We start from the raw sequence: 22,882 nt of genomic DNA, 5'->3' as shown, positions 1-22,882 counted from the left end.
GGCGGCGCGCTCATCGACATTAAATGATGCGACAGTCTAAAGAGAGCACCTGCCTGCTGCAAGGTAGAGTTTATGAGTTGCCCTGCAACACCGCTTTGCTTTTGGCAAAGGGCAGCACACGCGCGCCGGTGGTGTCGGTGGTGGCAGGTAGATCATCCATCAATTCTGGCTCCAGGGGTTCGGCCAGAATTTCGCGGTAGAGCGGTTCGATACTCATCAGCGCCGATTGCAACTGGTAAAGGTTGGTCTGCAGGGTTTGCAACTGCTCGGCGTGACTATTGCGCTGGGACTGCATTTGCGTCAGCCGCAGCATGTGGTGTTCCAGCAGCTGCTTTTGATATTGGTTTTGATGGAACAGCGGCGCCAATGCTTCCTGCATCCAGTGATTGATGTGCTGATGCAGATCCATATATACCGCGCGCACCTCCTGCACCAACGTATTGATAAAACGGCTGATCAGCGCACTTTTATGGGTGAGTACGGTAGTGAGCGACTTGCGGAACTCCTCGGCGCGGGTCTGTAACTGACGTAACTGGCGGCGCTGCTTCTGGATTTTAAGCAGGTGCCGCATCATCAAATCATCACCCGACAGGCTGTGCTCCGGGCGTTCGTAAATGGAGGTGAGCACGCGGTTACAGCGCTCAATCTCCCGCTCAAGGTGATTAATGTTGCTGTCCACCGCGTCAAAGAAACTGGCGATGGCGCGCGCTAACCCCAAGGTTGTCCAACTCTGGGCGAGGTTGCTGTGCGCCTCCTCGATTTGCCGGTCCAGTGACGGCATGCCAATCGGGCTTAACAGCGACAATTGCTGGGATTCCAATAAGCGCTGACTGGTGCGCAGCGACAGTGCTTGTTTATGGTATTCGTGATGGGTGCGCCGAATAGTGTCGCGCAAAGCCTGTAACTTTTCGTTAGCTTGCTCGGGTGCGGTAGTCCGCAAACTCTCCAACTCTGCCTCGCACTCGGCGATGCGTTTGGCCAACCCGCTGCGGGTATTGATCACCATGGCGTAGCTGTCACCAATCAGCGCGTGGCCGATAATTTGTTGCTGGTTGCGCAATACCGCTTCCGCAAGCATGGATTCCAACTGCGGGAAGTTGCTGCGCGCCAGTTGCGCCTGATTGCGCCCGACTTTGCCGAGCAGCCCCTGTTTGGCCGACACCGCCACCACATGCTGTGACGCGAGGCCAAGCTGATGCGCCGTGAGCTGACGCAGGCGATCGATGCTCGCCGCCACTTCATCGGCGGGAGTAAGGTCGTCCCACAGGCTATCGATTTTGTTGAGCAGGGCGATGACGGCGGTGCAGTTATTGTCGCGCAGGCCCTGAATATGCTCGCGCCAGATCTCCATATCGCTCGCAGTCACGCCAGCATCGGCAGAGAGCAAAAACAGAATCGCCTGGGCATCGGGCAGGGTTTTTAAGGTGAGTTCAGGTTCGTTGCCCAGCGCGTTCAGGCCGGGGGTGTCCACAATGCGCAGACCTTGGCGCAGCAATGGGTGATCGAGGCTAATCAGCGCGTGGCGCCAGGCCGGGAGAGTGACCATGCCCTGGGCATCGCGCTCACCCAGCTCGTCCTCGGCAAAGCCTAATTTAATTGCATCGGCCACGCTGACCTGTTTACTGGCTGAGACTTGATTGATCGCCGCGCGGGTCTGTTCGTAATCCCTGGCATCAAACTGAATAGTCACCCACTTTTGCGGGATTCGCTTGAAACTCTGCAGGCTGGTATTACTGCGGCGGGTTTCGATGGGGAGCAGGCGCACGCAATTGGCGGGCTGGCTAGCATCCCAGAAAATTTCGGTCGGGCACATGGTGGTGCGGCCCGGTTGCGATGGCAACAGGCGACGACCGCCGCCAGCGTAGAGCAGCGCGTTAATCAGCTCGGTTTTACCGCGCGAGAATTCGCCGACGCAGGCGATGGTAAAACTCTCGCCGCGCAACAGCTGACGGGCGCGGTGCAGGGTTTTGTCCATGCTCTGGCCAAACAGGCTGTGCGCCTTGCCCCAATGCTCAAACCGCTGCAGGCGCTCATCCAACTGGCGCTTCCAACGGTTGTAATGGGTCATTTGGCGATGCAAGGATCTGACGTCCATAACGCGAATCTCGTCTGTTGTTAGTAATAACCCAGCGAAATAACCAAAGGGTGATTACATAATTATTTTAGGTAGAGAAGCATTAAAGCCGAAAAACGCGCCATTGGCTAGAAGTTGAGCAGCCAGCGGTTAATTGCGGGGGCTGAGTGGCGGCTAAATTGCGACTTTACAACATCTTTCTGTCAGGGAATTGCGAAGCGCACCGCTCGCGATGAGGGAATTGTTGGGGCAAAAAAAACGCAGCGAGCTGCTGCGTTTTTCAGGGTTTGCAAAGCTGTCTTACTTAGACATTTTGCTTGCGACGACGCAGGCAGACCAATCCAGCCAATGCAATCGCCATTAACACCAGGGAGGATGACTCTGGCACGCTGGTGCTATTAATCTGGATATCATCAACCAGAAAATAATAGCTGGAGGTGATTTGCAAGGTATCGATATTGGCGAAGTTCAGCGCCACGTTCTGCCAGGGGCTACTGAAACTGACTTCAACCATATCTACCAGGCTACCATTGAACCAGCCGATAACAGCGCCGGTTTGCCATTCAGCTTGCCAACCGTGCAGCCACAGGTCCTGCACGCTGAAGCTACCGCCGCCCTGCTGGGTCATGAACATATCATCGCCATAGTTGTTCAACGCAGCAAACTTGCCACTGTGGCCACCACCGGTACCAGTACCCCACCAACCACCGGTTTCACTTACATCAATCACATCCATATTAGTGCTGAATACAAAACCTGAGTCCACAAAACCAGCACCGGAACTTGGCCCAAAAGTACCAGGCGCGACCTGGCTGTCAAAATCAATAATGGTGGCGCTGGCGCTAATGCTGACCAACAACATAAAGGGAATTAATAAGAGCTGCTTCAGTTTCATAGGTATGTCCGTTTATAAGCATCTAAATAGAATAGTTAATATTTCTACTAACTATAATGAACCCCCTTTTATATGCAAAAAATGATCCACGCGCCAAATTCGGTTTTCTAGATAAAATAAATCCTTAATAATCATTAAGTTAAATAAATTTCACTGCAGTGGATAAAAGCTTGAAATATCACAATCTGTAAAAAAAACCGACACCCGCAATCAAAAATCCAGCTGCACCGACACGCGTAGGCTGCGCGGTTCGAGCGGATGAAAATGCACATCCTCCACCCCCTCGTCCACCTCGCCCGGCAGGCGCGAGGGGTAAAAATAGGTGATGTCGTGATCGCGGCTGTTGGCCAGATTGAGCAGATCCAACCCCAGCGACCACTGCGCCCAGCGATAGCCTAGACCCAGGTTAACCACACTGGTGGACGACGCGCGCTGCTGATTAAAACTGTCCAAAACCCGCGCGCCAAAATAGCGGTAGCGCAAATTGCCATGAAAGCCCTGTGCCGCCGGCGCATAACTCACACCGGCACTGGCGACAAACGGCAGCGAACCATCCACATACTTGCCCTGCCCGGTTTGTTGTTCGCTAAAACGCGAGTGGGTCCAGGCCAGTTCGGTATCCAGGCTCCAACCCTCGGCAAACCAGACATAGCTGGCGATTTCGATACCCGAGCGCTCAGAGGCGCGACTCGCCTCGGTATTGCCCGCATCGCCCACAAACAATAATTCTGAATCCAGCGCCAGGTACCAAATCGATGCGGAAATACTGTAGCGCCGGTTATCGAATAATTTTGCCCCCAACTCTGCCCCTTGTGAGCGCGATAATAAATCCACCGGTTCACTCAGCTCACCCGATAGCGGATCAATCACAATTGTTGCACCGCGTGCATCGTTGGAATGAAAACCCTGACCGAGGTTTAAATAGGTTTCAACATTATCGCTAAAGCTATAACTCACACCCGCTTTAATATTAGTGATGTCATCTGATGCCCTGCCGGAGTTTTGTGCAAGATCGCTATCTACCTCCACTTGCAGATAATCATGACGCAAGCCCAGATGAGCACGAATTTTCTCGCTTAGTTGAATATCACTCTGCGCAAAAAGCGCCAGCGATGTTTCATCAATTGCATCCACGCGTGTCGCTGACAAACGTTCGCGCGCGCGGGTTTTATACAAGCCCACTTCATCGATCGCATCGTGGCGAATTTGCACACCGAGTTTATGGGTTGCGGATTTTCCGGCGAGGCTGGTTTGCCAGTTGCGCACCAACTCACCGCCGAGCAGTTGCCGATCATCCACTTGCTCAAACTCATCACCGTTAACCGGGTCATCCAAAAAATAGGTGAAGTTGGAAAATAAATGTAATGTTGAATCAACAAGGTAAGCGCTGATCGACCAATTGGAGTTCAGCCATTGTGTTGACAGACTGTAACGGCTGGCATCACCGCCCACATGGGTATCCAGCGAGCCTAGTGCATCAATCATGCCCTGCTCCACCGCGCGCTGTGGAATTTGATCGGCCGAGTTCCAACGATTGCGATAGCCCATCGCTGTAAGTGAAAATTCACCGCCGGCAAGGCGCGATGAATAACGCGCAAGCAGATTGGTTTTGCGCAGGTCTTCATCAATATCTTTCCAGGGGCCCGCGTAAGCTTGCGCCTCTATTCCAACTAATAAATGCCCATCATCAATAATGATTGGTGTCGCGCTGTATAAACGCTGATAGCCGTAATCACCTGCGGTAAGCGCGAGTTCACTGTTATCCAAGGTATTTTTTACTACAAACACTGCCGCTCCTGCACCGGAAAAATCACCGACCTCGGCGTAATAAGTGCCTTTGCGATAATGAATGGTGTGAATTAATTCAGGGATAATAAAATTTAAATCCGTATAGCCCTGACCGTGACCGTGGCTGCGCATATTTACCGGCATAGTGTCGATGCTGGTGGCAAAATCAGTGCCGTGATCCAAATTAAAACCGCGCAAAAAATATTGGTTCGCTTTACCGGAACCACTGTGCTGGGTAACCACCATACCGGGAACCATTTCCAGAATTTCACCGGTGCGCGCAAGTGGTCGGTTGGCAATTTCAGCACTGCCGATAACACCCTCTGCGGCCGCCAAGCTGCTGCCCACTAAATTCAGGCGATGGCCGTAGACCACTAAATTCTCCAGTGCTGGCATTGGCCTTGTCGCGGTGGCAAGCGCAAGTCGCTCCGGCTCACTGGCGCTGCCGTAAAGTGGAATAACAATCGCTGCAAAAAAATACTGTATTTTTTTCATCATCACTTTCCTAGGCTGCCCAGCGCTGCAAAATCCATTGCACTGCCACCAACGCAATCACTGCCGAGGTGCCTCCCAAGGCATAGCGCGCATACCAAAAGTAATGGCGCAATAACATCAACACCGGTAACAGCAGTAATACGATTGTCATTTGCCCCAACTCCACGCCCAGATTAAAGGCCAACACCGCCAACAGTTGTTGATCGGCAGGCAAACCCAATTCACCTAACACGCCGGCAAAACCCATCCCGTGTAGCAAACCAAACCCAAAGGTGAGCCAACCCAAACGCAGCAACAGCGGGAAAATATTATTGAGGGCAACCAGCAATACCGAGACTGCAATACCCAATTCCACCCAGCGGCTCGGCAGTTGAATAATGTGTAGCGCCGTAAGTGTCAGGGTGATGGAATGCGCGAGGGTAAATGCAGTGACAATCCAGCAAGCGTTAATAATAATTTGCCGATTATTGCTGACCGCCTGCCAGCGATGGTTGCGCCGCTCCACCACACAGGCGACTAACAACAACAGCAAAAATAAAATATGGTCCAGTCCAATCCAAATATGCAGCACGCCCTGATAAATAAATTCACCCAGCGTCGCAAGTTTACTGCCCTGCTCCGCCTGCCAGTTTATCTGGCGCTGTGTATCGTCCAGCACTCTGATACTGGATGATTTGTTATTGCTGGTACTGGAAAGTGTCAGCAATAATTTATGGTCGGCATCGTCTTTAAACATTGCGCTGTAGTGAACAGCTATATCGCCAGCAAGTGAACACTGCGCACGCAGCGGAATTACCACATAAGCTTCATTAAAATGCGCATCAATTTGCCAGTCATCACCCAATACCACCGGGCACTCGCTGCCGCGCGTCAATTGCAAGTGGTTGGTTAAATATTTTTTTACGGCATCTGCACGATTTTGTAATTCTTGCCAGCGCAATTGGCCGTCGCCATCCACATCCACCAGTAGCGCACGCTCCAAATCATACAGGCGCACTTGCAGCTCACCGGTTACTAATCCCTGCGAATTAATTTGCACATTCGCGTAGGCGGTACTGAGTTGGTGGGCCGCAGCGTGGTTGGTAAAAGCCCAGCTGATCAACAGCAATACAAAAAATCGATGCAACATTTTTATCTGCGTCATGCTTAACCCTCCTGCTGCAAATGAGTCAGGTCAAGCGCAACGGCTTGTTGCGCACGTTCCAGCAATAATTTATCGCTTGCTTCCCGCGCCAGTTGCCAATTGCGTTCAGCCCAGTAGAGCGCTTGTTGTGCATCCGGTTGCACTTGCAAAAAAAACAGTGCCACTTCAGCGGCATGCGCTTGATCATCGCGTGCAATACGCAACTGCATTCGCTGCGCAAGCTGTTCGTGTATTGGTGAATCCTGCAGCAGATTTTTTTCCGCTATCACTAGGCGCAACAACAGCGCATCATCCTGCTGCGGCGCATTATTTATTAAAGGCGTTAATTGCTGGATTACCGCAGGCGAATCGCCCAGCGCCAGATTAATATCAGCCCACTGCACCCAATAGCTGAGGGAATTTTTATTACTAACCTGCTGTAAATGCTGCAAGGCGCGCTCGGGTTGATTCAAACGCAGCGCCATATCCGCCAACATTTGTAATAGCCAGAGGTTGCGTTCATCCGTGGGTAAACCTTGGCTCACAATTAATTGTTGTAACTGCGCATAGCTTTCGCGCAATGCCTGCTCACTTTCACTGCTGCGTACTTCCAAACTGCACGCACCCAGGGACACTAAATCCACTTTGCCGAGTAAGGCCATACAGGTTTTTTTGGCGGCGGATAATTCGCCCTGAATTAAATGCAAGCGCGCTTTTAATAACAGCGCCGTTGGTTGTGCTGCGTCTTGCTGCAAAATAAGGCTGAGGGTTTGCTGCGCCAAACTAAAACGATGTTGATGTTGTTGTACCTGCGCCCAGGCCAGGAGTATTGGCAAGTGATTACTGCCGGATTCAACCTGCGGCTTTAACACTGCTTCAGCTATACCGTAAAGATGGCTATAACCCGGTTGTGATGCTTTGCTTAAATAATCATTCGCTAATTGGCTGATGCTATCAGCATTCATCACCCGCGTTGTGTTAGTTACTTGCGCGGCAGTTGTATCCCAACGCGCAATAATTTGCTCTGGTGAGTGGGGTTGATAACGTGCGTTTGATTGGGTCAATGTTTGTGCATTTGTTGTCGCCAACACATTGGCGGTTGGCAACAATAGGGCAAGATAAAATCCAACCCAGATTAACAAAGATAATGTTTTCATCGGTCACACCCGCTGCAATTCAGCTAATAAAATAGAGTCGTTTTTAACGGAGATATTTTTATGAATTTTAAAAAGCCTGCCATCCATAGCGGGCATCAAGGTAAGGAACTTTTTAATCAACAACTATTTCACGTTAAGGCGCCAACAGATCATCAAACGCGTTCTCATCACTTACATCTTGCGTGATGTTGCGGCTGTTGAGTGACAAGGGTGTATCGTTGGGCTGTTGATTAAATACCGTGCGGGTATAACTGCTCATGGCAACCGTCAGTAAATCAATAGTGATATTGACTGTGGCTACCGCCGAGCTGGTTTTGCCATCGCTCACACTAAAGGTAAATTGATCAGCACCCACAAAATCCGGCGCCGGGGTGTAACTAAAACTACCGTCGGTTTGCAGGCTAAGCATGCCGTTTTGTGGTGCTGTCACCACTGCAAAACTGAGCATGTCTTTATCCAAATCACTCGCCATTAATTTTCCGGTAAATGGCGTGTCGGCCTTGGTACTGAGCGCCGCATTATTTGCCGTGGGTGGCGCATTGACTTTTGGTTTTTTAGCGCCGTCACCACCACAAGCCGTGATGAATAAACTGCCCGACAAAATCAGCGGTAAGAGTGCGTTAGAAATTTTCATGACAACTCCTTAGTTAGAACCGGGCAGTGGATCGGCCAGATAAGGGAAGGAATTTTTCATCATCATCGCGTTAAGTGGTGCACCGTCGGTGAAAGGCACATTACCCACATTGGCGTCTTCGGGTTTACACAATCCCAAATCGGTATCTACACCGCCAACAGGAATTGGATAACACAAACGCCCCATAACAACGCGCAACGCAATATCCACCACATCGTCACCCGGGCGACGGCCATTGGGGAAACCGGCCAAGTCATTTCCCGCCACACCAAAATTGGATTGCTCCGCTTGTGCCGTTGCAGTAATGCCAGTGTTCAAGCGCAACATTTCTGACGGCGTAACGGTTTTTAACTGATTGACGCCGGGGAAACCGGTGAGAAAAGCAGTGACTAAATCCATGCGCGGGAAATTAGTGGGCGCAAGCGTGGGCAAATTGGCACCGAGCGTGGTGTTAACCGCATCTTTAAATAAAATATTTAATAATTCAGGTAGCGAGGGATGTGTAACGTAATCGGCAAACTGACCATCATTTTTTGGTTCGGCAGTGGAAAAGCGATCCTTATCTTTTAAACCAATCACCAATTCATTCACCAGTGGGTTGCCCAAACGCGACACCTGGGTGAGCGCACCGCCATTTACTTCCGTTTTATTAAACGATGCCTGCGGATTTAAAATACGCGCCTGTGGCAAGCTTGCAGTTGTCCAGGTACCTATCACACCATTGCCACTGCCCACCAAACAACTTTTGGGAATTTCGAGCGAAATGGCGGTGACATTTTTATCGAGCAAATCATCATTCATTGCCGATTGGGTAATACCACCGGGGAAGCCGCCGCCGTCGCCAGCACCGGCGCTGCTATCGCCCTCCACAGGAACATAATTGACTAAATCAAAAGTTTTTCCGAGATTGACCACAAAGGGATCTTTGCGCTGACCGACAAATACTTTGCCGTTGGCACTACAGCCGGGAATCGCAATTTCATAAATAAAACTGTTGGCGTAGCTTGCATATTCTGCCGGTGAAGTGAAGGTTTTATTACCGATAAAATCCAGTGGTTTGTTAAATGTCATACCCATGCCCGACGCCATAGTGACATCGGCACGCATACCGGTTTTACGATCACCTGTGCGCAATTTAACGGTATAACTTTCACTGAAATTAGCAGCAGCCATATCGCTTGCAGAAATGCCGCCGACATTTTTCAAAGGAACCGCAACTGAACGGCTGTTACCTTCCGGCCCTACCGTCAGCTTTACACCTTCACCGCCTGCCAGTGCCTGGCTGAAACGAAATTCAAAGGTCAGGTCTTCTACTGCATCGCCGGTGTTATCCACGTGGATGCTATACACCGCGTGTGGGTCCATCGCAAAATAATTGGGGCCGCCGTAAGCATCCTGTAGCGGAATATAGTTGGCGATCAGCGTGACATAATCTTCGCGCCCGCTTTCATAGGAATTAAACGCGTAAAAATCGGTTGAATCGAGCGCGGGTGCGCGGGTGATATTCGGCGCTTCGCGGTGGGACGATGCAAAACTGCCCGTGGCAAGCAGGCTTGCACAGAGGGTACCAATAACGGCCGATAAATAATTATGTTTCATGATGACTCCGTTGGTTGTTGTGACATTCACAACAGCAAACGGCTCAAGTTGATTTTTGGATTCAACTTTTTGTGATTATTTTTTAATTATCGTGTAAGTGCGCAAAAATATTTTTTAGCGGGCATAAAAAAACCCGCGCGGGGCGGGGTTTGGATACAACAAAATCAACACACTATTCTTTTTTGGGCTTGGTATTAATAGTTTTAGCAGTAGGCGGTAAAAAATTGGTATCGCTAATTACCGACTTACCGGTCTTTTGCTCCAGTGCAATACGCGCCTGTTTGGCAATGCCACCGCCCTGACTGGCTGCGGCTTTATTTTCATCCATACCGGTTGCATCTTCTGCTTCCGCTATTTGGCGAGTAGATAATTCGGCCAGTGCGGTAAAAATCAGTTCGGCTTCACTCATATGATCGCGCAGATTTTGGCTTTCCAAACCTTTCAGCGCTTTATGCTCCTTGACATTCACATCGGCCCACTCGCGGTGAATAATATTCGTCAGGATGGCAAATTCATCACCTTTATTAACACCGTGACTTGCCCAATAATCAGTGAGTTTATTGCGCGTCTCCTGCCCCGTCATGCGCTGCTGAATCCACTTTTCGCTGCGCCCCTGCTGCTGCCAGGTTTCGCGGGCACGATTTAGCGACAGCCCCGGATCTGACATTTCCTGCATACGTTCGTAACCGACCTTCGCCAGCCAGAGTTTGATGGGTTCGGCTTTAGGGCTGGGAATGGATTGCACAATGCGCAGTAAGCTTTTTGCAGTTGCCGCGTCAGTCAGGCGTTGCTTGCCATCAGAAGCAGGCATTTTCAACTGTCGACAAAATGTCGACAGTTCAACACCGTCCTCTTGATGTACACGCAGCTTCATTTTGAACCAGTAATCCCGGGCATTGACGCTATCAGTCAGCACCTGCACCACATCAATCACCGAGAACCACCAGGTTTCAGTTTCTTCGTCGTAAACGCGACGAATAGGTTTTCCATCAAATTCTGTTGGTAAGATTTTCATCTATTAACATCCTGTAAATTGTTGTTAGCACATCGAAATACTGTCCGGTTGATAAGCAAGATCACCAACCGGACAAATCAGGAGTCTAACTTTTTATCCCTGCAAAAACACTTACATCGCCACCAATTCCGCCGTGTACAACACTGTTGTCGGTTGGCCCGTAGGCGAGCCGCCCAGCGGTTCCAAACTCACTGCGAGTGCGGCGACTTGTAGCTGATCGAACAGTGCCGAACGCGGCAAACTCAACTTGCCAGTTTTGGGGAGCAGGCCGAGTGAGATTGGCGCGCGACCATCGGCGGCGACCATCCACAATTCATAGTCCTGATTGTCCAGCGGGGTGAACTTGTCGGTGGCGCTCACCACTAGTTGGTCCTCGCGTAATTCAATCAACCACAGGGCTTGGGCTTTTTCGCTTTGCACCACGGCGATTTGGGCCGGCGATAAAGGTTCGACCGGTTGCAGATTCACCAGCAAGACCGCCATCAGGATTGCCGCGGCGGTGGCTAACCCGGCGAACCATTGCAAGGCGCGTGGTTTGCGTTGCGGCAGTGCCAGCACATTACTGACCCTGTCGGTGCTAGCACCGGTGCTGACAAAACCCAACTGCTGTTGGATACGCTCCCACACCTCGGGCGCGGGCTGGACATTGGGCAGTGCAGCACCCAACTCATTCAGGCGACTCTCCCAGCGCCACAGGCTGGAGCGCAGGCTTGGGTGTTGCATCAGCAGTCGCTGGTAGCGAATACGCGCAGGGCCTTGCAAGCTGCCGAGCACATATTCCGCCGAGAGTGCATTTTGACGTTCATCGGTAAGGTAATTCATGATTCAAGGCACCTCTTTAAACGTTCCAATCCGCGACGAATCCAGGTTTTGATGGTGCCTAGTGGCAGCTCCATCCGGGCGCAGACTTCCACGTGGGTCAAACCGCGAAAATAGGCCAGTTCGATGGCGCTGCGCTGGCTGTCTTCCAACCGATCCATGCAGCGGTCGATGCGCACCCGGTCGCGCTGCTCATACAACTCTTGCTCGGGTGTCTGATGATGAACTGCCTCTTCCAATTCCTCGGCGCCAGTCTCGCGCCGACTCTTGGTGGCGCGCAGCATATCCAGCGCGCGGTAGCGCACTATGCTGATCATCCAGGTGAGCACTTCGCCCTTCTCCTGCTGATACTCGCCCGCGTTGTGCCATATCCGCACAAATGCCTCCTGTACCGCCTCTTCCGCCAAATCGCGACGGCGCAACATCTGCAGGCTGACGGCGTAAAGTTTGCCCGCACTGCGCTGGTAGAGGTTGGCGAAAGCCTGCCTATCGCCCTGCGCGGTGGCGCTGAGCAGCTGCAAAAACTCCTGATTCGGATCCATAGTCATTCTCGTTGTTATCAACCGTTAAGGATTCATCGGGCCACTGGACTCCGCCAGAATGTGGCCCATTCAGTTGCTTTACGGCCTGCCGCGGGTTTTGGATTCAATTTTTTTACAGAATTGCTGAAGTGAGACGCCCTGCGCACTCGCAAGGCAGTATCGGAGGAATAGAAAAGAAGGGAGATAGCCGCTGGCAGTTGCATAAGCGCCACTGCCAGCAGGTAATGAGGGAGCAACAAGAAAGAAACTAGTACCAGTAACCCAGCACCACTTGCGGGTTGAGTTGCAGCCAAATGGCCAGTTCACGGATCAGGATTTTCTCCACGATCTGCAGGCCGAGCAGCACGACAATCGGCGAGACATCAATCACCCCACCTAGCGGTGGAATCACTTTGCGGATAGGTTTGCAGAGCGGATCGATAATTTGATTGGCGAGGCTGAGCAGCGGGTGATGGCTCATGGGCGCGATAAAACTGCCGATGATGCTGATAATCATGCACCAGAAGAACACGTTTACGATGATGGTGAGCGCGCCCACAAACCCCCAGGTCAGCAAGATATGCGGCAGCGCAATCAAACCGGTTAAGCCCATAATCAGGCACAAAATCGCACTGGCAATAAATTGCACCAGCAGGATCAACACCACCGAAGCGGTATCTATACCCAAAATGCTGGGAATCACTTTGCGCAGCGGGCGCAGCAGCGGCATGGTGACTTTTACCAGCGCCTGGGAAATAGGGTTATAAAAATCGGCGCGCACCAGTTGGAGCAAAAAACGCAGCACCACAATTAACAGAAACAGCGACAAGAGGCTGTAGGCAATCAAATGCAAAATATTGGCAAACATGCAAAGCTCCGGTGATGAAAGAAATTCTGGCCTGACAACAGACGCTGTTACTTACCTACAGGCGCCGTTACTTACCTACAAGCGCCGTTACTTACCTAATAGTTCCGATAATTCCACCGCGCGATTGCTGCAGGCCGTCATGGCGCGTGCGACAACGGCGCGGATATTATCCTGCTCAAATGACAATATCGCCTGCTCGGTAGTGCCCTTGGGCGAGGTAACGCGGCGGCGCAGCTCGGCCACATCATACTCACTTTCCTTGGCGAGCATGGCGGCACCCAGCGCGGTTTGCAAGGTCAACTCCGTCGCACATTCACGGCTCAACCCCAGCTCCACACCGGCATCAATCATGGCTTCCATCATTAAAAAGAAATAGGCGGGGCCGGAGCCGGAGACGGCAGTGACCGGGTTTAATAAGGCTTCGTCATCCAACCATTGCACTATGCCAACAGCACCCAAAATCGCATTGGCGAGGGATTTATGTTCATCATTCACACGACTGTTAGCAAATAAACCACTGGCACCGGCGCGCAATTGTGAAGGCGTGTTGGGCATGCAGCGCACGATGGGCAAGTCGCCGTCCAACCAAACGCCGATACTGTCGGTGGTAATGCCCGCCGCGAGCGAAATAACCAGCGGCTGATGCGACAGCGAATCGCGCAGCGCCAGAGTCACTTCTTTAAGCATTTGCGGTTTAACCGCCAGCACTATTACATCCGCCCAGGCCGCCGCCGCGTTATTGTCAGTGGTGGTTTCAATAGCAAATTCCTGCTGCACTTTATCCAGCGTTTCCTGACGCGGGCCGGCAGCGAGAATCTGGCTGTGATTAAAACCTTCGGCAAGCAGGCCGCCGATAATGGCCTTGGCCATATTGCCCGCGCCGATAAAGGCAATCTTGGGTGCTGTCTTGGGTACTGCGATTTTTGGTGTAGCCACAATAAATCCTTAACAAAAAGTAAAAGTAATCACGCGGTCGCCGGTTTGGCGCGCGCGCCAAAAATATCGGTGCCGACCCGCACATGGGTCGCGCCTTCGGCAATGGCCGCTTCCATATCGCCGGACATGCCCATGGACAGGCAATCCAGCCCATAGCCCTGCTGGTTCAATGCTTCCAGCGCCAGGCGCAATTTGGCAAAGGCCACACGCTGCTGATCGGTATTATTCGTCGCCGCCGGAATTGCCATCAAACCGCGCAGCTTTAGGCGATTCAACGGCGCTATGGCGGCAACTAACGCGGGTAATTCGATGAGGCTGATACCCGACTTGGTGGTTTCATCGTCTATATTCACCTGCACACAGATATTCAGCGGCGGCAGGGATTCAGGCCGCTGCTCATGCAAACGCTGGGCGATTTTAAGCCGGTCGACCGAGTGCACCCAGTCAAAGTGCTCGGCAATCGGGCGGGTTTTGTTGGATTGAATCGGGCCGATAAAGTGCCATTCGATATCCGTCAAACCCGCCAGCTGGACTTGTTTGTCCAGCGCCTCCTGCAGGTAGTTTTCACCGAAGGCGCGCTGGCCCCAAGCATAGGCTTCGCTCAAGGCTTGTGCAGGTTGGGTTTTGCTCACAGCGATCAACTGCACAGTTTGCGGATTTCGCCCGGCAGCTGTGGCAGCTTGATGAATTCGTGCGGTGACTTTCGCGAGCTGGTCGTCTATCTTGTGCATATTCCGTTTTCTTAAAAATCGCTGAAATTGCCCACAAACGTCTGCGGCGCAGACGAATAACAAAAGGTTGCTCTGATGGATATCACCGAACTGCTGGCGTTTAGTGCCAAACAAGGCGCGTCTGACTTGCACCTCTCGGCGGGTTTGCCGCCGATGATTCGTGTCGACGGCGACGTGCGCCGTATCAACCTGCCGCCCATGGAGCACAAGCAGGTGCACGGCTTGATTTACGACATTATGAATGACAAGCAGCGCAAGGACTACGAAGAATTTCTGGAAACCGACTTCTCGTTCGAAGTGCCCGGTGTGGCGCGCTTCCGGGTTAACGCCTTCAACCAGAACCGCGGTGCCGGCGCCGTGTTCCGTACCATTCCCTCCAAAGTATTAACCATGGAAGAATTGGGCATGGGCAATGTGTTCCGCGATATCTGCGCGGTACCGCGTGGATTAGTGTTAGTGACCGGGCCGACCGGTTCGGGTAAATCCACCACGCTCGCAGCGATGATCGACTACATCAACGACAACAAATACGAACACGTACTCACCATTGAAGACCCGATTGAATTCGTACACGAATCCAAAAAGTGTTTGATCAACCAGCGTGAAGTTCACCGCGATACCCACGGTTTTAACGAAGCACTGCGCTCGGCACTGCGTGAAGACCCGGACATTATTCTCGTCGGTGAGATGCGCGATTTGGAAACCATTCGTTTGGCACTCACCGCCGCCGAAACCGGCCACTTGGTATTCGGTACCCTGCACACGACCTCGGCGGCCAAAACCATCGACCGTATCGTGGACGTATTCCCCGCGAACGAAAAATCCATGGTGCGTTCAATGTTGTCGGAATCGCTGCAAGCGGTAATCTCACAAACCCTGATGAAGAAAAATGGCGGCGGCCGTGTCGCGGCGCACGAAATTATGCGCGGCACCTCGGCGATCCGTAACCTGATTCGCGAAGACAAAGTGGCGCAAATGTATTCGGCAATCCAAACCGGCGCATCGCTCGGTATGCAGACCATGGATCAGTGCTTGGCCGATTTGGTCGCGCGCCGTATTATCAGCCGCGATGCCGCCAAATCCAAAGCCAAATTCCCGGAAAACTTCTAACTAAAATCCCCTGAAAACGTCTAGTTAGAAACAAAAGGTTTAATCATTTTTTGCGGCACAACTTTTCAATAATATTTAAGGTGCATTGTTATGGATTTTGATCGGTTATTGTCCTTGATGGTAGAAAAAGGCGCGTCGGATTTATTTATCACCGCCGGTGTACCGCCTTCGATCAAAGTCCACGGCAAGGTTGTGCCCGTGACCGCCACACCACTCGCGCCAGAAAAAGCGCGCGAGCTGGTGCTGAGTGTAATGAATGAAAAACAGCGCAATGAATTTCTGGAGAAAAAAGAACTCAACTTTGCGGTAAGCGCACGCGGTATTGGCCGTTTCCGCGCCAGCGCGTTTTACCAGCGCAACCTCGCGGGCATGGTATTGCGCCGTATTGAAACCAAAATTCCGCAAGTGGATGAATTGGGCCTGCCAGAAATTATTAAAGAATTGGCCATGACCAAACGTGGCCTGATTATTTTTGTAGGCGCGACCGGCACCGGTAAATCCACGTCACTCGCTTCCATGATTGGCCATCGCAACCAGAATAGCAAAGGCCATATTATTTCCATCGAAGACCCAATTGAATTTATCCATCAGCATCAAGGCTGCATCATCACCCAACGCGAAGTGGGTATTGATACCGAATCCTTTGAGGTTGCACTGAAAAATACCCTGCGCCAGGCGCCCGATGTGATTTTGATTGGCGAGGTGCGCTCGCGCGAAACCATGGACCACGCCATCGCCTTTGCGGAAACCGGTCACTTGTGTTTGTGTACGCTGCACGCCAACAACGCCAACCAGGCGCTGGACCGTATCATTCACTTCTTCCCGGCGGATCGCCATCGCCAATTGTGGATGGATTTATCACTGAACTTAAAAGCGATTGTGGCGCAGCAATTAATCCCCACACCCGACGGCAATGGCCGCCGCGCCTGTCTGGAAATTATGATCAACACCCCACTGGCGCAGGATTTAATTCGCAAAGGGGAAGTATCAGAATTAAAAGAATTGATGAAACGCTCCACCGAATTAGGAATGCAGACCTTCGACCAAGCGCTTTATGCACTCTACGACGCCGGTGAAATCACCTACGAAGACGCGCTGCTGCACGCCGACTCACCCAACGACTTGCGCCTGATGATTAAACTCGCCTCGGAAACCGATTCAAATTATTTGTCCCATGCGGCAGATAGTTTGTCGATCCAATCTGACGATCAAAATAATCGCGGGAAAATGTTTTAGCCTTCCACGCTTACATAATTATTTTTTTGTAATAACCCCGCTAGGATTTTCCGGCGGGGGAGTTAACTCGATAGCCTACATTCGATAACCAAAAAAGTAGTTATTATCCACCCAGATCGATTACTAAAAATCCCCCCACAAATACTGCACCAAACTAATTGCCGCAACCGGCGCAGTTTCTGTGCGCAATACTCTTGGCCCGAGGGTGAGCGCGTTAAAATTTTTCGCCAAGGCCTGTTCGATTTCACTCTCGCTTAATCCACCTTCTGGACCAATCAACAAGGTAATGTTTTGCGGTTTTTGTTCAGCGGGTAGCGTTTTGCTGTCGCGGTGATGTAAGACAAAACGCAAATCGGAATTGACGCTAGGAAGCCAATCGGAAATCTGGATTGGGGCGGATAATTGCGGCAATAAATTGCGTTGGCACTGCTCGCAGGCGCTGATGAGAATATGTTGCCAGCGATCATGCATTTTTTCCTGGCGGTCACCATTCACTTTGACTTCGGTGCGTTCAGTAATTAACGGGGTGATTTTTGTTACGCCCAACTCGGTAGCTTTTTGTAGCACCCATTCAAACCGTTCACCGCGCGAAATACCAATCGCAAGCTCCAGTTTCAATGGCGATTCACGGTTGTCGGCGCTGTGTTCTTGCACACTGACGATAACGTGTTTTTTAGTGACTTCATGAATGGTTGCAGCGAATTCTCCACCGGCGCCGTTGAATAAAATCAATTCGCGCCCGGCTTGCATGCGCAGAACTTTGCTTAAATGGTGCGAAGCGGATTCTTCCAGTTCGATCTGTTCGCCGCTCAGCAAATTTTGTTCGGTAAAAATTCGTGGGATTCGCATAGTCGCTAGTTTCTTAAAAGATCAATTAATTTCGCAAAAATCAATGCTCGGTTTTGGCATGCAGTGATTGGTCTGTATCATCCAATACAGATTCCATTAATGCAGATTGAATAAATAAGCGCGCCGCGCCTGTGTGTTCGGTGAGCGCATCGGCGGCTAATAAAATTGCGCCGGTGGTCCAGGTAGTTTTTTCGCGCGGCCAGATTACGTCATCGCGGAAATTGTAGCCGGTCCAGTAGCCACCATCTGCGTCCATAAATTGGAATAACCAGCTAAATAAATTTACCGCTTTGGCGTGTTCGCCTGCTGCTAATAATGCGAGTGTTAATTCACAGGATTCTGCAACGGTTACCCAGGGTTCATCGCTTACGCAGCGGCAGCCGATATTGGGTTCAACAAAAGTATGCCATTTACTGTCGATGCGTTGCTGCGCAGATTTGCCCTGCACGATTCCCGTGAGAATCGGATAGAACCAATCCATGGAGAAACGGGTTTTGGGTTCCCAGGTGCGGTCAAAACATTCGGGATGATGACGCAATGTATTTCCGAGATGTTGATACGCTTTATACCAATGCGTCGGTTCTTCGCCGAGCGTTCGTGCAATTAAAACGGCGCATTCAAGACTTTTATAAATTGAACTGGACGCTGTTACCAACGCATCTTTTTTTGCGCTGCCATCTTCAGCGACTGCCCAATAGATTTCGCCCGTCGGTGCCTGGTAGCGCAAGACAAATTCAATCGCTTTTTTTACCGTCGGAAAAAATTCGCGCAGAACGCTTGCATCTTCCGTCACTAAATAATAATGCCAAACGCCAGTGGCGATATAGGCAATAAAATTGGTTTCGCGATGATTTTTATCGACAAGCTTTTCATCTAAATAATTCGCCCACCAACTGCCATCTTCCAGTTGTTCTTGCGCAAGCCATTGATAGGCGCGGCGCGCAGCTGCTAATTCACCGCCAATGGTTAAACCCATGGCAGCTTCAATATGGTCCCAGGGATCAGCTTTGCCGCCGGTGAACCAGGGAATACAGCCGTTCGGCAATTGCGTTTGCAGAATATAATTAACCGTGGGGCGCAGAAGCGACTCGGGGAAAAATCCTTTAGTGAGTAATAAATTTTTCATTGTGAATTCTCTTTCCTGAAATACATCACCACACTTTTTCCCATAATCGGATTCAGCCATTTTTCCAGGGTTTGTGTTAGCAAGGGTTTTTCCATTAAATCCCAAACTAATAAACGATGATAGCTTTTGATCAGCGGATTGGTATCCTGGGTTTTCCACCAGAGGCATTTTAGCCACCAAAAAGGTGAATGCAGTGCATGCGCCCAGTGGCGTTTATAAAATTGAAATGATTGTTTTTCTATTTCGCGACGCAGATGTGATCCATTAAAAATGCGGATATGGCCACCTTCGACTTGATGGTATTCATGACTTAACCACCAGCAAATTCTTTCCGGCCAGGCGCGTGGTACGGTGATAGCCAACAGGCCGCCGGGTTTTAAAATGCGTTCGATTTCGGTTAGCACACCTTGGTAGTTGGGAATATGTTCCAGTACTTCGCTGCAAATAATTTTATCGATACTGTGATCGGCAAATGGCAATTGGGTTGCATCGGCTTGTTGCAGATAAAATTGTTTATTACCTGAAGCTTGTGCAAAAGGTAAAAAGCGTTCGCGGCTGGTGAGTAAATCGCGGTGATTTAAATCGACACCGATGGCGGTGACATCGCCGTGCAAATAGGCGTTGATCACATGACGGCCTTCGCCGCAGCCGAGATCCAACACCAGATCGCCGTCATTGAGCGGAAAATCGCGAAAATTAATCGTAAGCATTTTGTACCTGCCCGCGCGATAATTGACGATCTTCTACTGCTTCACCCTGTGCTTGTTGCTGCAAGACCTGATAGTAATAAGCTTCCATTTTTTTACCAACGCAATCCCAACTCAGTTGTTGCAGTATATGCGCACGACCCTGGGCACCTAATTGCTCACGTGCATTTTCGTCGATTAATAATTCGTGCAGCGCGGTTTGAAGATCATCCACATTGCCAGCGCGCACCAACCGCGCTGCATTACCTACCACTTCCGGTAACGCGCCACCGTCGCTGCAAATTAATGGCACGGCACAGGCCATAGCTTCTGCAGCGGGCAAACCAAAACCTTCATAAAGCGAAGGTACTATAGCTATACTTGCCTGCGCATATTCTTCGACTAGTTGTTGGTTACTGATGCCGGATTTAAATTGCACCACGTCTTGCAAATTTAGCGCCTGCAACTCCTTTTGTGTTTCACCATTTTCTTTTAATTTTCCGATCACGATTAAATGCAGCTCGGGAAATTCACTGCGCAATTGCGCCAGCGCACGCAAAAGTACACTCAAGCCTTTTAAGGGTTGATCCGATGAGGCGGTGGTTATTAAACGAAAAGGTGTGCGCGAAATATTGTCGAGCGGTTTAAAAATACGGGTATCCACACCGTTGGGAATCACCTGAATGTTTTGCGCCGGGCGATCAAATGCGGCGGCGATATCGCGCTGCGATTGCTGCGATACGGTGATCACATGGCTGAGTTGCTGCACCACGTTTTTTTGCATCGCAAGAAAACTGTACCAACGATTGATCAACCAGCGCTGGCCTTTTTCCGTCGCCGCGGCCAGTGCAAGATCGCGGTCTTGCGTAATGGGGTGATGCACGGTGGCGACAATATTCACTCCGCGTTTTTGCAAATCTAACAAACCATAACAAAGGCTTTGATTGTCGTGGACGATATCGTACTGCGGTTTATGTTGCTTAAAGTGCGCGCACAACCGGCGACCAAAACTATAAGGCTCACCAAAAGCGCCACTCAATTTGCTCCACCACTCGTAAAAATCCGCGAGCGATAAAAAATGTTGTGGCCGCAACGCGCGCGTGGGATTGGGGTGTGCGTATAAATCGAGACTTGGCAATTGGATCAAGCGCACACGCGGATCTAATTCAGGATAGGGTGGGCCGGAAATGACATCAACGCTGTGCCCCAGCTCCACCAGCGCTTTGCTCAAATACTGCAAGTAAATCCCCTGCCCGCCCACATGCGGATGACTGCGATAGCCCAATAACGCAATACGCAAGGCACGCGGTTTAGCCGGCGAAACATCGGCGCGTGCTGCAGACGGCGCTGCGCCAGTAGTTTTGGGCTGGTCATTGGTGACGGGGAAATAAGACATGGACAACAGACACCTGAATGTTTTGTGCATTATAGGTGTTTGTTGCCAACAGGTGTTTGTCGGTGCTGCCCGACAGTTTTCTGGCTGGTGCTATTCGCTGGGTAGAGATTCGGGCGCGGTAACAGGTTCCTTACTCGGTAATTTCGTAGCAGGGGCTGCAACAACCCGAAAGCGCAGGATACCAATGACCTGATTGGCTTCTGTTACCACCCGGATATTCCAACGCCCGACGGAATCCTCGGGGAAATTTTCTTTACGCGACCAGGAGCGATAGCCCGCCTCGCGCGCACCGCTGATATGCAGCGCCACTTTATCAATGACTTTGCCGTTATGAGTCCACACATGGTAAATGCGCTCATTTAACCCGCGCGGAGCGTGGATCGCCGTGTAGGCATAAATACCGTTACGCAGCTGCTCAGCGGACACCTTTTTATAGACACGCATCGGTACGCGATCTTCGGTATTCATTTCATCGGTAATCGCCACCTCGGTGAGCCAAAGCGTCGCCGGTGGAATCCAGGGGCGCATCAATAATCCCAAGGCACCAGCGGCAGCCGCCAGCAAGATCACCGCAAAAAAGCGCTTCCACCACACTAATTGCAGTGAGCGCGCCACATTGGGCAGGGTGAGCGCTACCGCAATAAGTAGCGAATAGAGATACGCCTTGGGTGTTGGCAGTTGGAAAATAATCGGCAAGGCGGTGAGCGATACCGCAAAAATCGTAACGCCGTGATAAATAAAATACAGCCAACGACGCGGCGCCAGCCAGCGATAGTAAATAGGGTCAACAATCGAGACGAACGCGGCGACGATTAAAAATGCAGTAAATACCATCTGCCCGCTATTCCAGGCAGTGGTGATAAAAAAGAAGGGAACAACAAAGAACAGGCTTTCCTGATGCACCATCTGCGTGGCAAAACTGACCAACGCGGGCGGTAACTTAAAACCAAACCAATGAAATATGCCGCGCGTTAACAACACCTCTGATGCCAGCCATACCCAACTCACCAGCATCAGGATGGCAATGACTTTCACCAACTCCTGATTGCGCTCCACCATCACAAAACTGAGCACACCTGAGACAAAACCAAACAGCGCTATCGCAAACGGATAGCGCTGCGCAAACGCAAATAGCCACTCAACTAGCGCTGTAATTCTCGCACGCACCGACAACATCATTCGCTATTACTCGTTGTTATCGACAAAATAGCCAATAAGTCACTGCAGTGTATAGGTTAACCGCTGCCGGGCTGTGAACTATCGCAAAAGTTAGTGCTCGCGCCCCGCATCAAAATGTTTATCCACCGCCGCAAGCGCCAAACCGCCTACCAACAAGAGTACCAACACAGCCACTAAGGATGCAGTTGCAACAATACCTGAAATTAACATGGTGATTTCTCCATCGGTTATTGCACTGGTCTGTTAATGGAAAGACAGTGCCTTCAGGAGTAGATTGCGCGCGTCAGGACCGGGTGTTGTTGATCTCGATCAATTGTGCGTGGCCGCACTTGCACGCGCGCAATATTATTTGATCCAGCACAAATTCCACTTGTGCCAGTATTGCGCAGAGCATTTGGTGGAATTTAATTTGCGCATAAAAAAACCGGGCTTAAATGGCCCGGTTTTTTATCTATCACTTGTGTTCAATCGCACATGCATATTAATGCTCGCGCTTTGGCTCCAGGCGTTTTTCAACGAATGAGAGAGCAAAACCGATGAGGATGATAAGTGCAAACGTACCCATTAACAGGCCAGGCCCAACAATAGCGGATGTCGCCATGATTACTACTCCAGTCAGGTTTAGGGCGATAGTCGCCGCTGATT

Annotated in this window: 20 protein-coding genes; 2 read left to right on the top strand and 18 right to left on the bottom strand. The window is 50.9% G+C overall.

What is annotated here, in order from left to right; genetic code table 11:
* Positions 1 to 70: 70 nt before the first annotated feature.
* From O59_RS02800 to O59_RS02740, 13 genes are all read right to left on the bottom strand, one after another.
* A complete protein-coding gene (locus tag O59_RS02800; protein WP_040391084.1) occupies positions 71 to 2,095 on the bottom strand; it encodes a dynamin family protein in 2,025 nt (674 codons plus the stop codon).
* 283 nt (positions 2,096 to 2,378) lie between these two features.
* A complete protein-coding gene (locus O59_RS02795) occupies positions 2,379 to 2,969 on the bottom strand; it encodes a PEP-CTERM sorting domain-containing protein (RefSeq protein WP_007639288.1) in 591 nt (196 codons plus the stop codon).
* Between the two features lie 210 nt (positions 2,970 to 3,179).
* On the bottom strand, positions 3,180 to 5,255 hold the full coding sequence (locus O59_RS02790; RefSeq protein WP_232283024.1) for a TonB-dependent receptor: 2,076 nt from the start codon (positions 5,253 to 5,255) through the stop codon (positions 3,180 to 3,182).
* A gap of 7 nt (positions 5,256 to 5,262) precedes the next feature.
* Positions 5,263 to 6,396 (bottom strand): HupE/UreJ family protein, encoded by a 1,134-nt coding sequence (locus tag O59_RS02785; protein ID WP_007639283.1) that lies wholly within the window; start codon positions 6,394 to 6,396, stop codon positions 5,263 to 5,265.
* Positions 6,397 to 6,398: 2 nt separating this feature from the next.
* A complete protein-coding gene (locus tag O59_RS02780; RefSeq protein WP_007639282.1) occupies positions 6,399 to 7,532 on the bottom strand; it encodes a lipopolysaccharide assembly protein LapB in 1,134 nt (377 codons plus the stop codon).
* A 133-nt stretch (positions 7,533 to 7,665) separates the two neighbouring features.
* Positions 7,666 to 8,166 (bottom strand): cadherin-like domain-containing protein, encoded by a 501-nt coding sequence (locus tag O59_RS02775; protein ID WP_007639280.1) that lies wholly within the window; start codon positions 8,164 to 8,166, stop codon positions 7,666 to 7,668.
* 9 nt (positions 8,167 to 8,175) lie between these two features.
* Positions 8,176 to 9,765 carry a DUF4331 domain-containing protein gene (locus O59_RS02770; RefSeq protein WP_007639279.1) on the bottom strand — a complete coding sequence of 530 codons (1,590 nt, stop codon included), beginning with the start codon at positions 9,763 to 9,765 and terminating at the stop codon, positions 8,176 to 8,178.
* Positions 9,766 to 9,937: 172 nt separating this feature from the next.
* Complete coding sequence (locus O59_RS02765) at positions 9,938 to 10,780, bottom strand: Bro-N domain-containing protein (RefSeq protein WP_007639278.1); 843 nt, start codon at positions 10,778 to 10,780, stop codon at positions 9,938 to 9,940.
* 111 nt (positions 10,781 to 10,891) lie between these two features.
* Positions 10,892 to 11,602: an anti-sigma factor domain-containing protein gene (locus tag O59_RS02760; RefSeq protein WP_007639277.1), complete on the bottom strand. Its 711-nt coding sequence runs from the start codon at positions 11,600 to 11,602 to the stop codon at positions 10,892 to 10,894.
* Complete coding sequence (locus O59_RS02755; RefSeq protein WP_007639276.1) at positions 11,599 to 12,141, bottom strand: sigma-70 family RNA polymerase sigma factor; 543 nt, start codon at positions 12,139 to 12,141, stop codon at positions 11,599 to 11,601. The genes O59_RS02760 and O59_RS02755 overlap by 4 nt, the downstream gene beginning before the upstream one ends.
* A gap of 247 nt (positions 12,142 to 12,388) precedes the next feature.
* Complete coding sequence (locus tag O59_RS02750; protein ID WP_007639275.1) at positions 12,389 to 12,988, bottom strand: YggT family protein; 600 nt, start codon at positions 12,986 to 12,988, stop codon at positions 12,389 to 12,391.
* 87 nt (positions 12,989 to 13,075) lie between these two features.
* Positions 13,076 to 13,924: a pyrroline-5-carboxylate reductase gene (proC, locus tag O59_RS02745; protein WP_007639274.1), complete on the bottom strand. Its 849-nt coding sequence runs from the start codon at positions 13,922 to 13,924 to the stop codon at positions 13,076 to 13,078.
* Positions 13,925 to 13,953: 29 nt separating this feature from the next.
* Positions 13,954 to 14,655 carry a YggS family pyridoxal phosphate-dependent enzyme gene (locus O59_RS02740; protein WP_007639273.1) on the bottom strand — a complete coding sequence of 234 codons (702 nt, stop codon included), beginning with the start codon at positions 14,653 to 14,655 and terminating at the stop codon, positions 13,954 to 13,956.
* A 75-nt stretch (positions 14,656 to 14,730) separates the two neighbouring features.
* Here O59_RS02740 and O59_RS02735 point away from each other — a divergent pair, with 75 nt between their 5' ends.
* Both O59_RS02735 and O59_RS02730 read left to right on the top strand, forming a co-directional pair.
* Entirely contained in the window at positions 14,731 to 15,765 is a 1,035-nt protein-coding gene (locus O59_RS02735) for a type IV pilus twitching motility protein PilT (RefSeq protein WP_007639272.1), read from the top strand.
* A gap of 90 nt (positions 15,766 to 15,855) precedes the next feature.
* Positions 15,856 to 17,001 carry a PilT/PilU family type 4a pilus ATPase gene (locus tag O59_RS02730; RefSeq protein WP_007639271.1) on the top strand — a complete coding sequence of 382 codons (1,146 nt, stop codon included), beginning with the start codon at positions 15,856 to 15,858 and terminating at the stop codon, positions 16,999 to 17,001.
* Positions 17,002 to 17,124: 123 nt separating this feature from the next.
* Here O59_RS02730 and O59_RS02725 read toward each other — a convergent pair whose 3' ends face one another.
* The 5 genes from O59_RS02725 to O59_RS02705 form a co-directional block, all read right to left on the bottom strand.
* Positions 17,125 to 17,850: a 16S rRNA (uracil(1498)-N(3))-methyltransferase gene (locus O59_RS02725; protein WP_007639270.1), complete on the bottom strand. Its 726-nt coding sequence runs from the start codon at positions 17,848 to 17,850 to the stop codon at positions 17,125 to 17,127.
* Between the two features lie 40 nt (positions 17,851 to 17,890).
* Entirely contained in the window at positions 17,891 to 18,976 is a 1,086-nt protein-coding gene (locus O59_RS02720; RefSeq protein WP_007639269.1) for a hypothetical protein, read from the bottom strand.
* Positions 18,973 to 19,686: a class I SAM-dependent methyltransferase gene (locus tag O59_RS02715; RefSeq protein WP_007639267.1), complete on the bottom strand. Its 714-nt coding sequence runs from the start codon at positions 19,684 to 19,686 to the stop codon at positions 18,973 to 18,975. The genes O59_RS02720 and O59_RS02715 overlap by 4 nt, the downstream gene beginning before the upstream one ends.
* Positions 19,673 to 21,058 (bottom strand): glycosyltransferase family 4 protein, encoded by a 1,386-nt coding sequence (locus O59_RS02710; RefSeq protein WP_007639266.1) that lies wholly within the window; start codon positions 21,056 to 21,058, stop codon positions 19,673 to 19,675. The genes O59_RS02715 and O59_RS02710 overlap by 14 nt, the downstream gene beginning before the upstream one ends.
* Before the next feature lie 90 nt (positions 21,059 to 21,148).
* Entirely contained in the window at positions 21,149 to 22,237 is a 1,089-nt protein-coding gene (locus O59_RS02705) for a DUF5924 family protein (protein WP_007639265.1), read from the bottom strand.
* Positions 22,238 to 22,882: the final 645 nt, after the last annotated feature.

Origin of the sequence: Cellvibrio sp. BR (assembly GCF_000263355.1) — a bacterium.
GTDB lineage: Bacteria > Pseudomonadota > Gammaproteobacteria > Pseudomonadales > Cellvibrionaceae > Cellvibrio.
The sequence above is the reverse complement of the archived record's forward strand: the minus strand, read 5'-3'. Positions and strand labels throughout refer to the sequence as shown.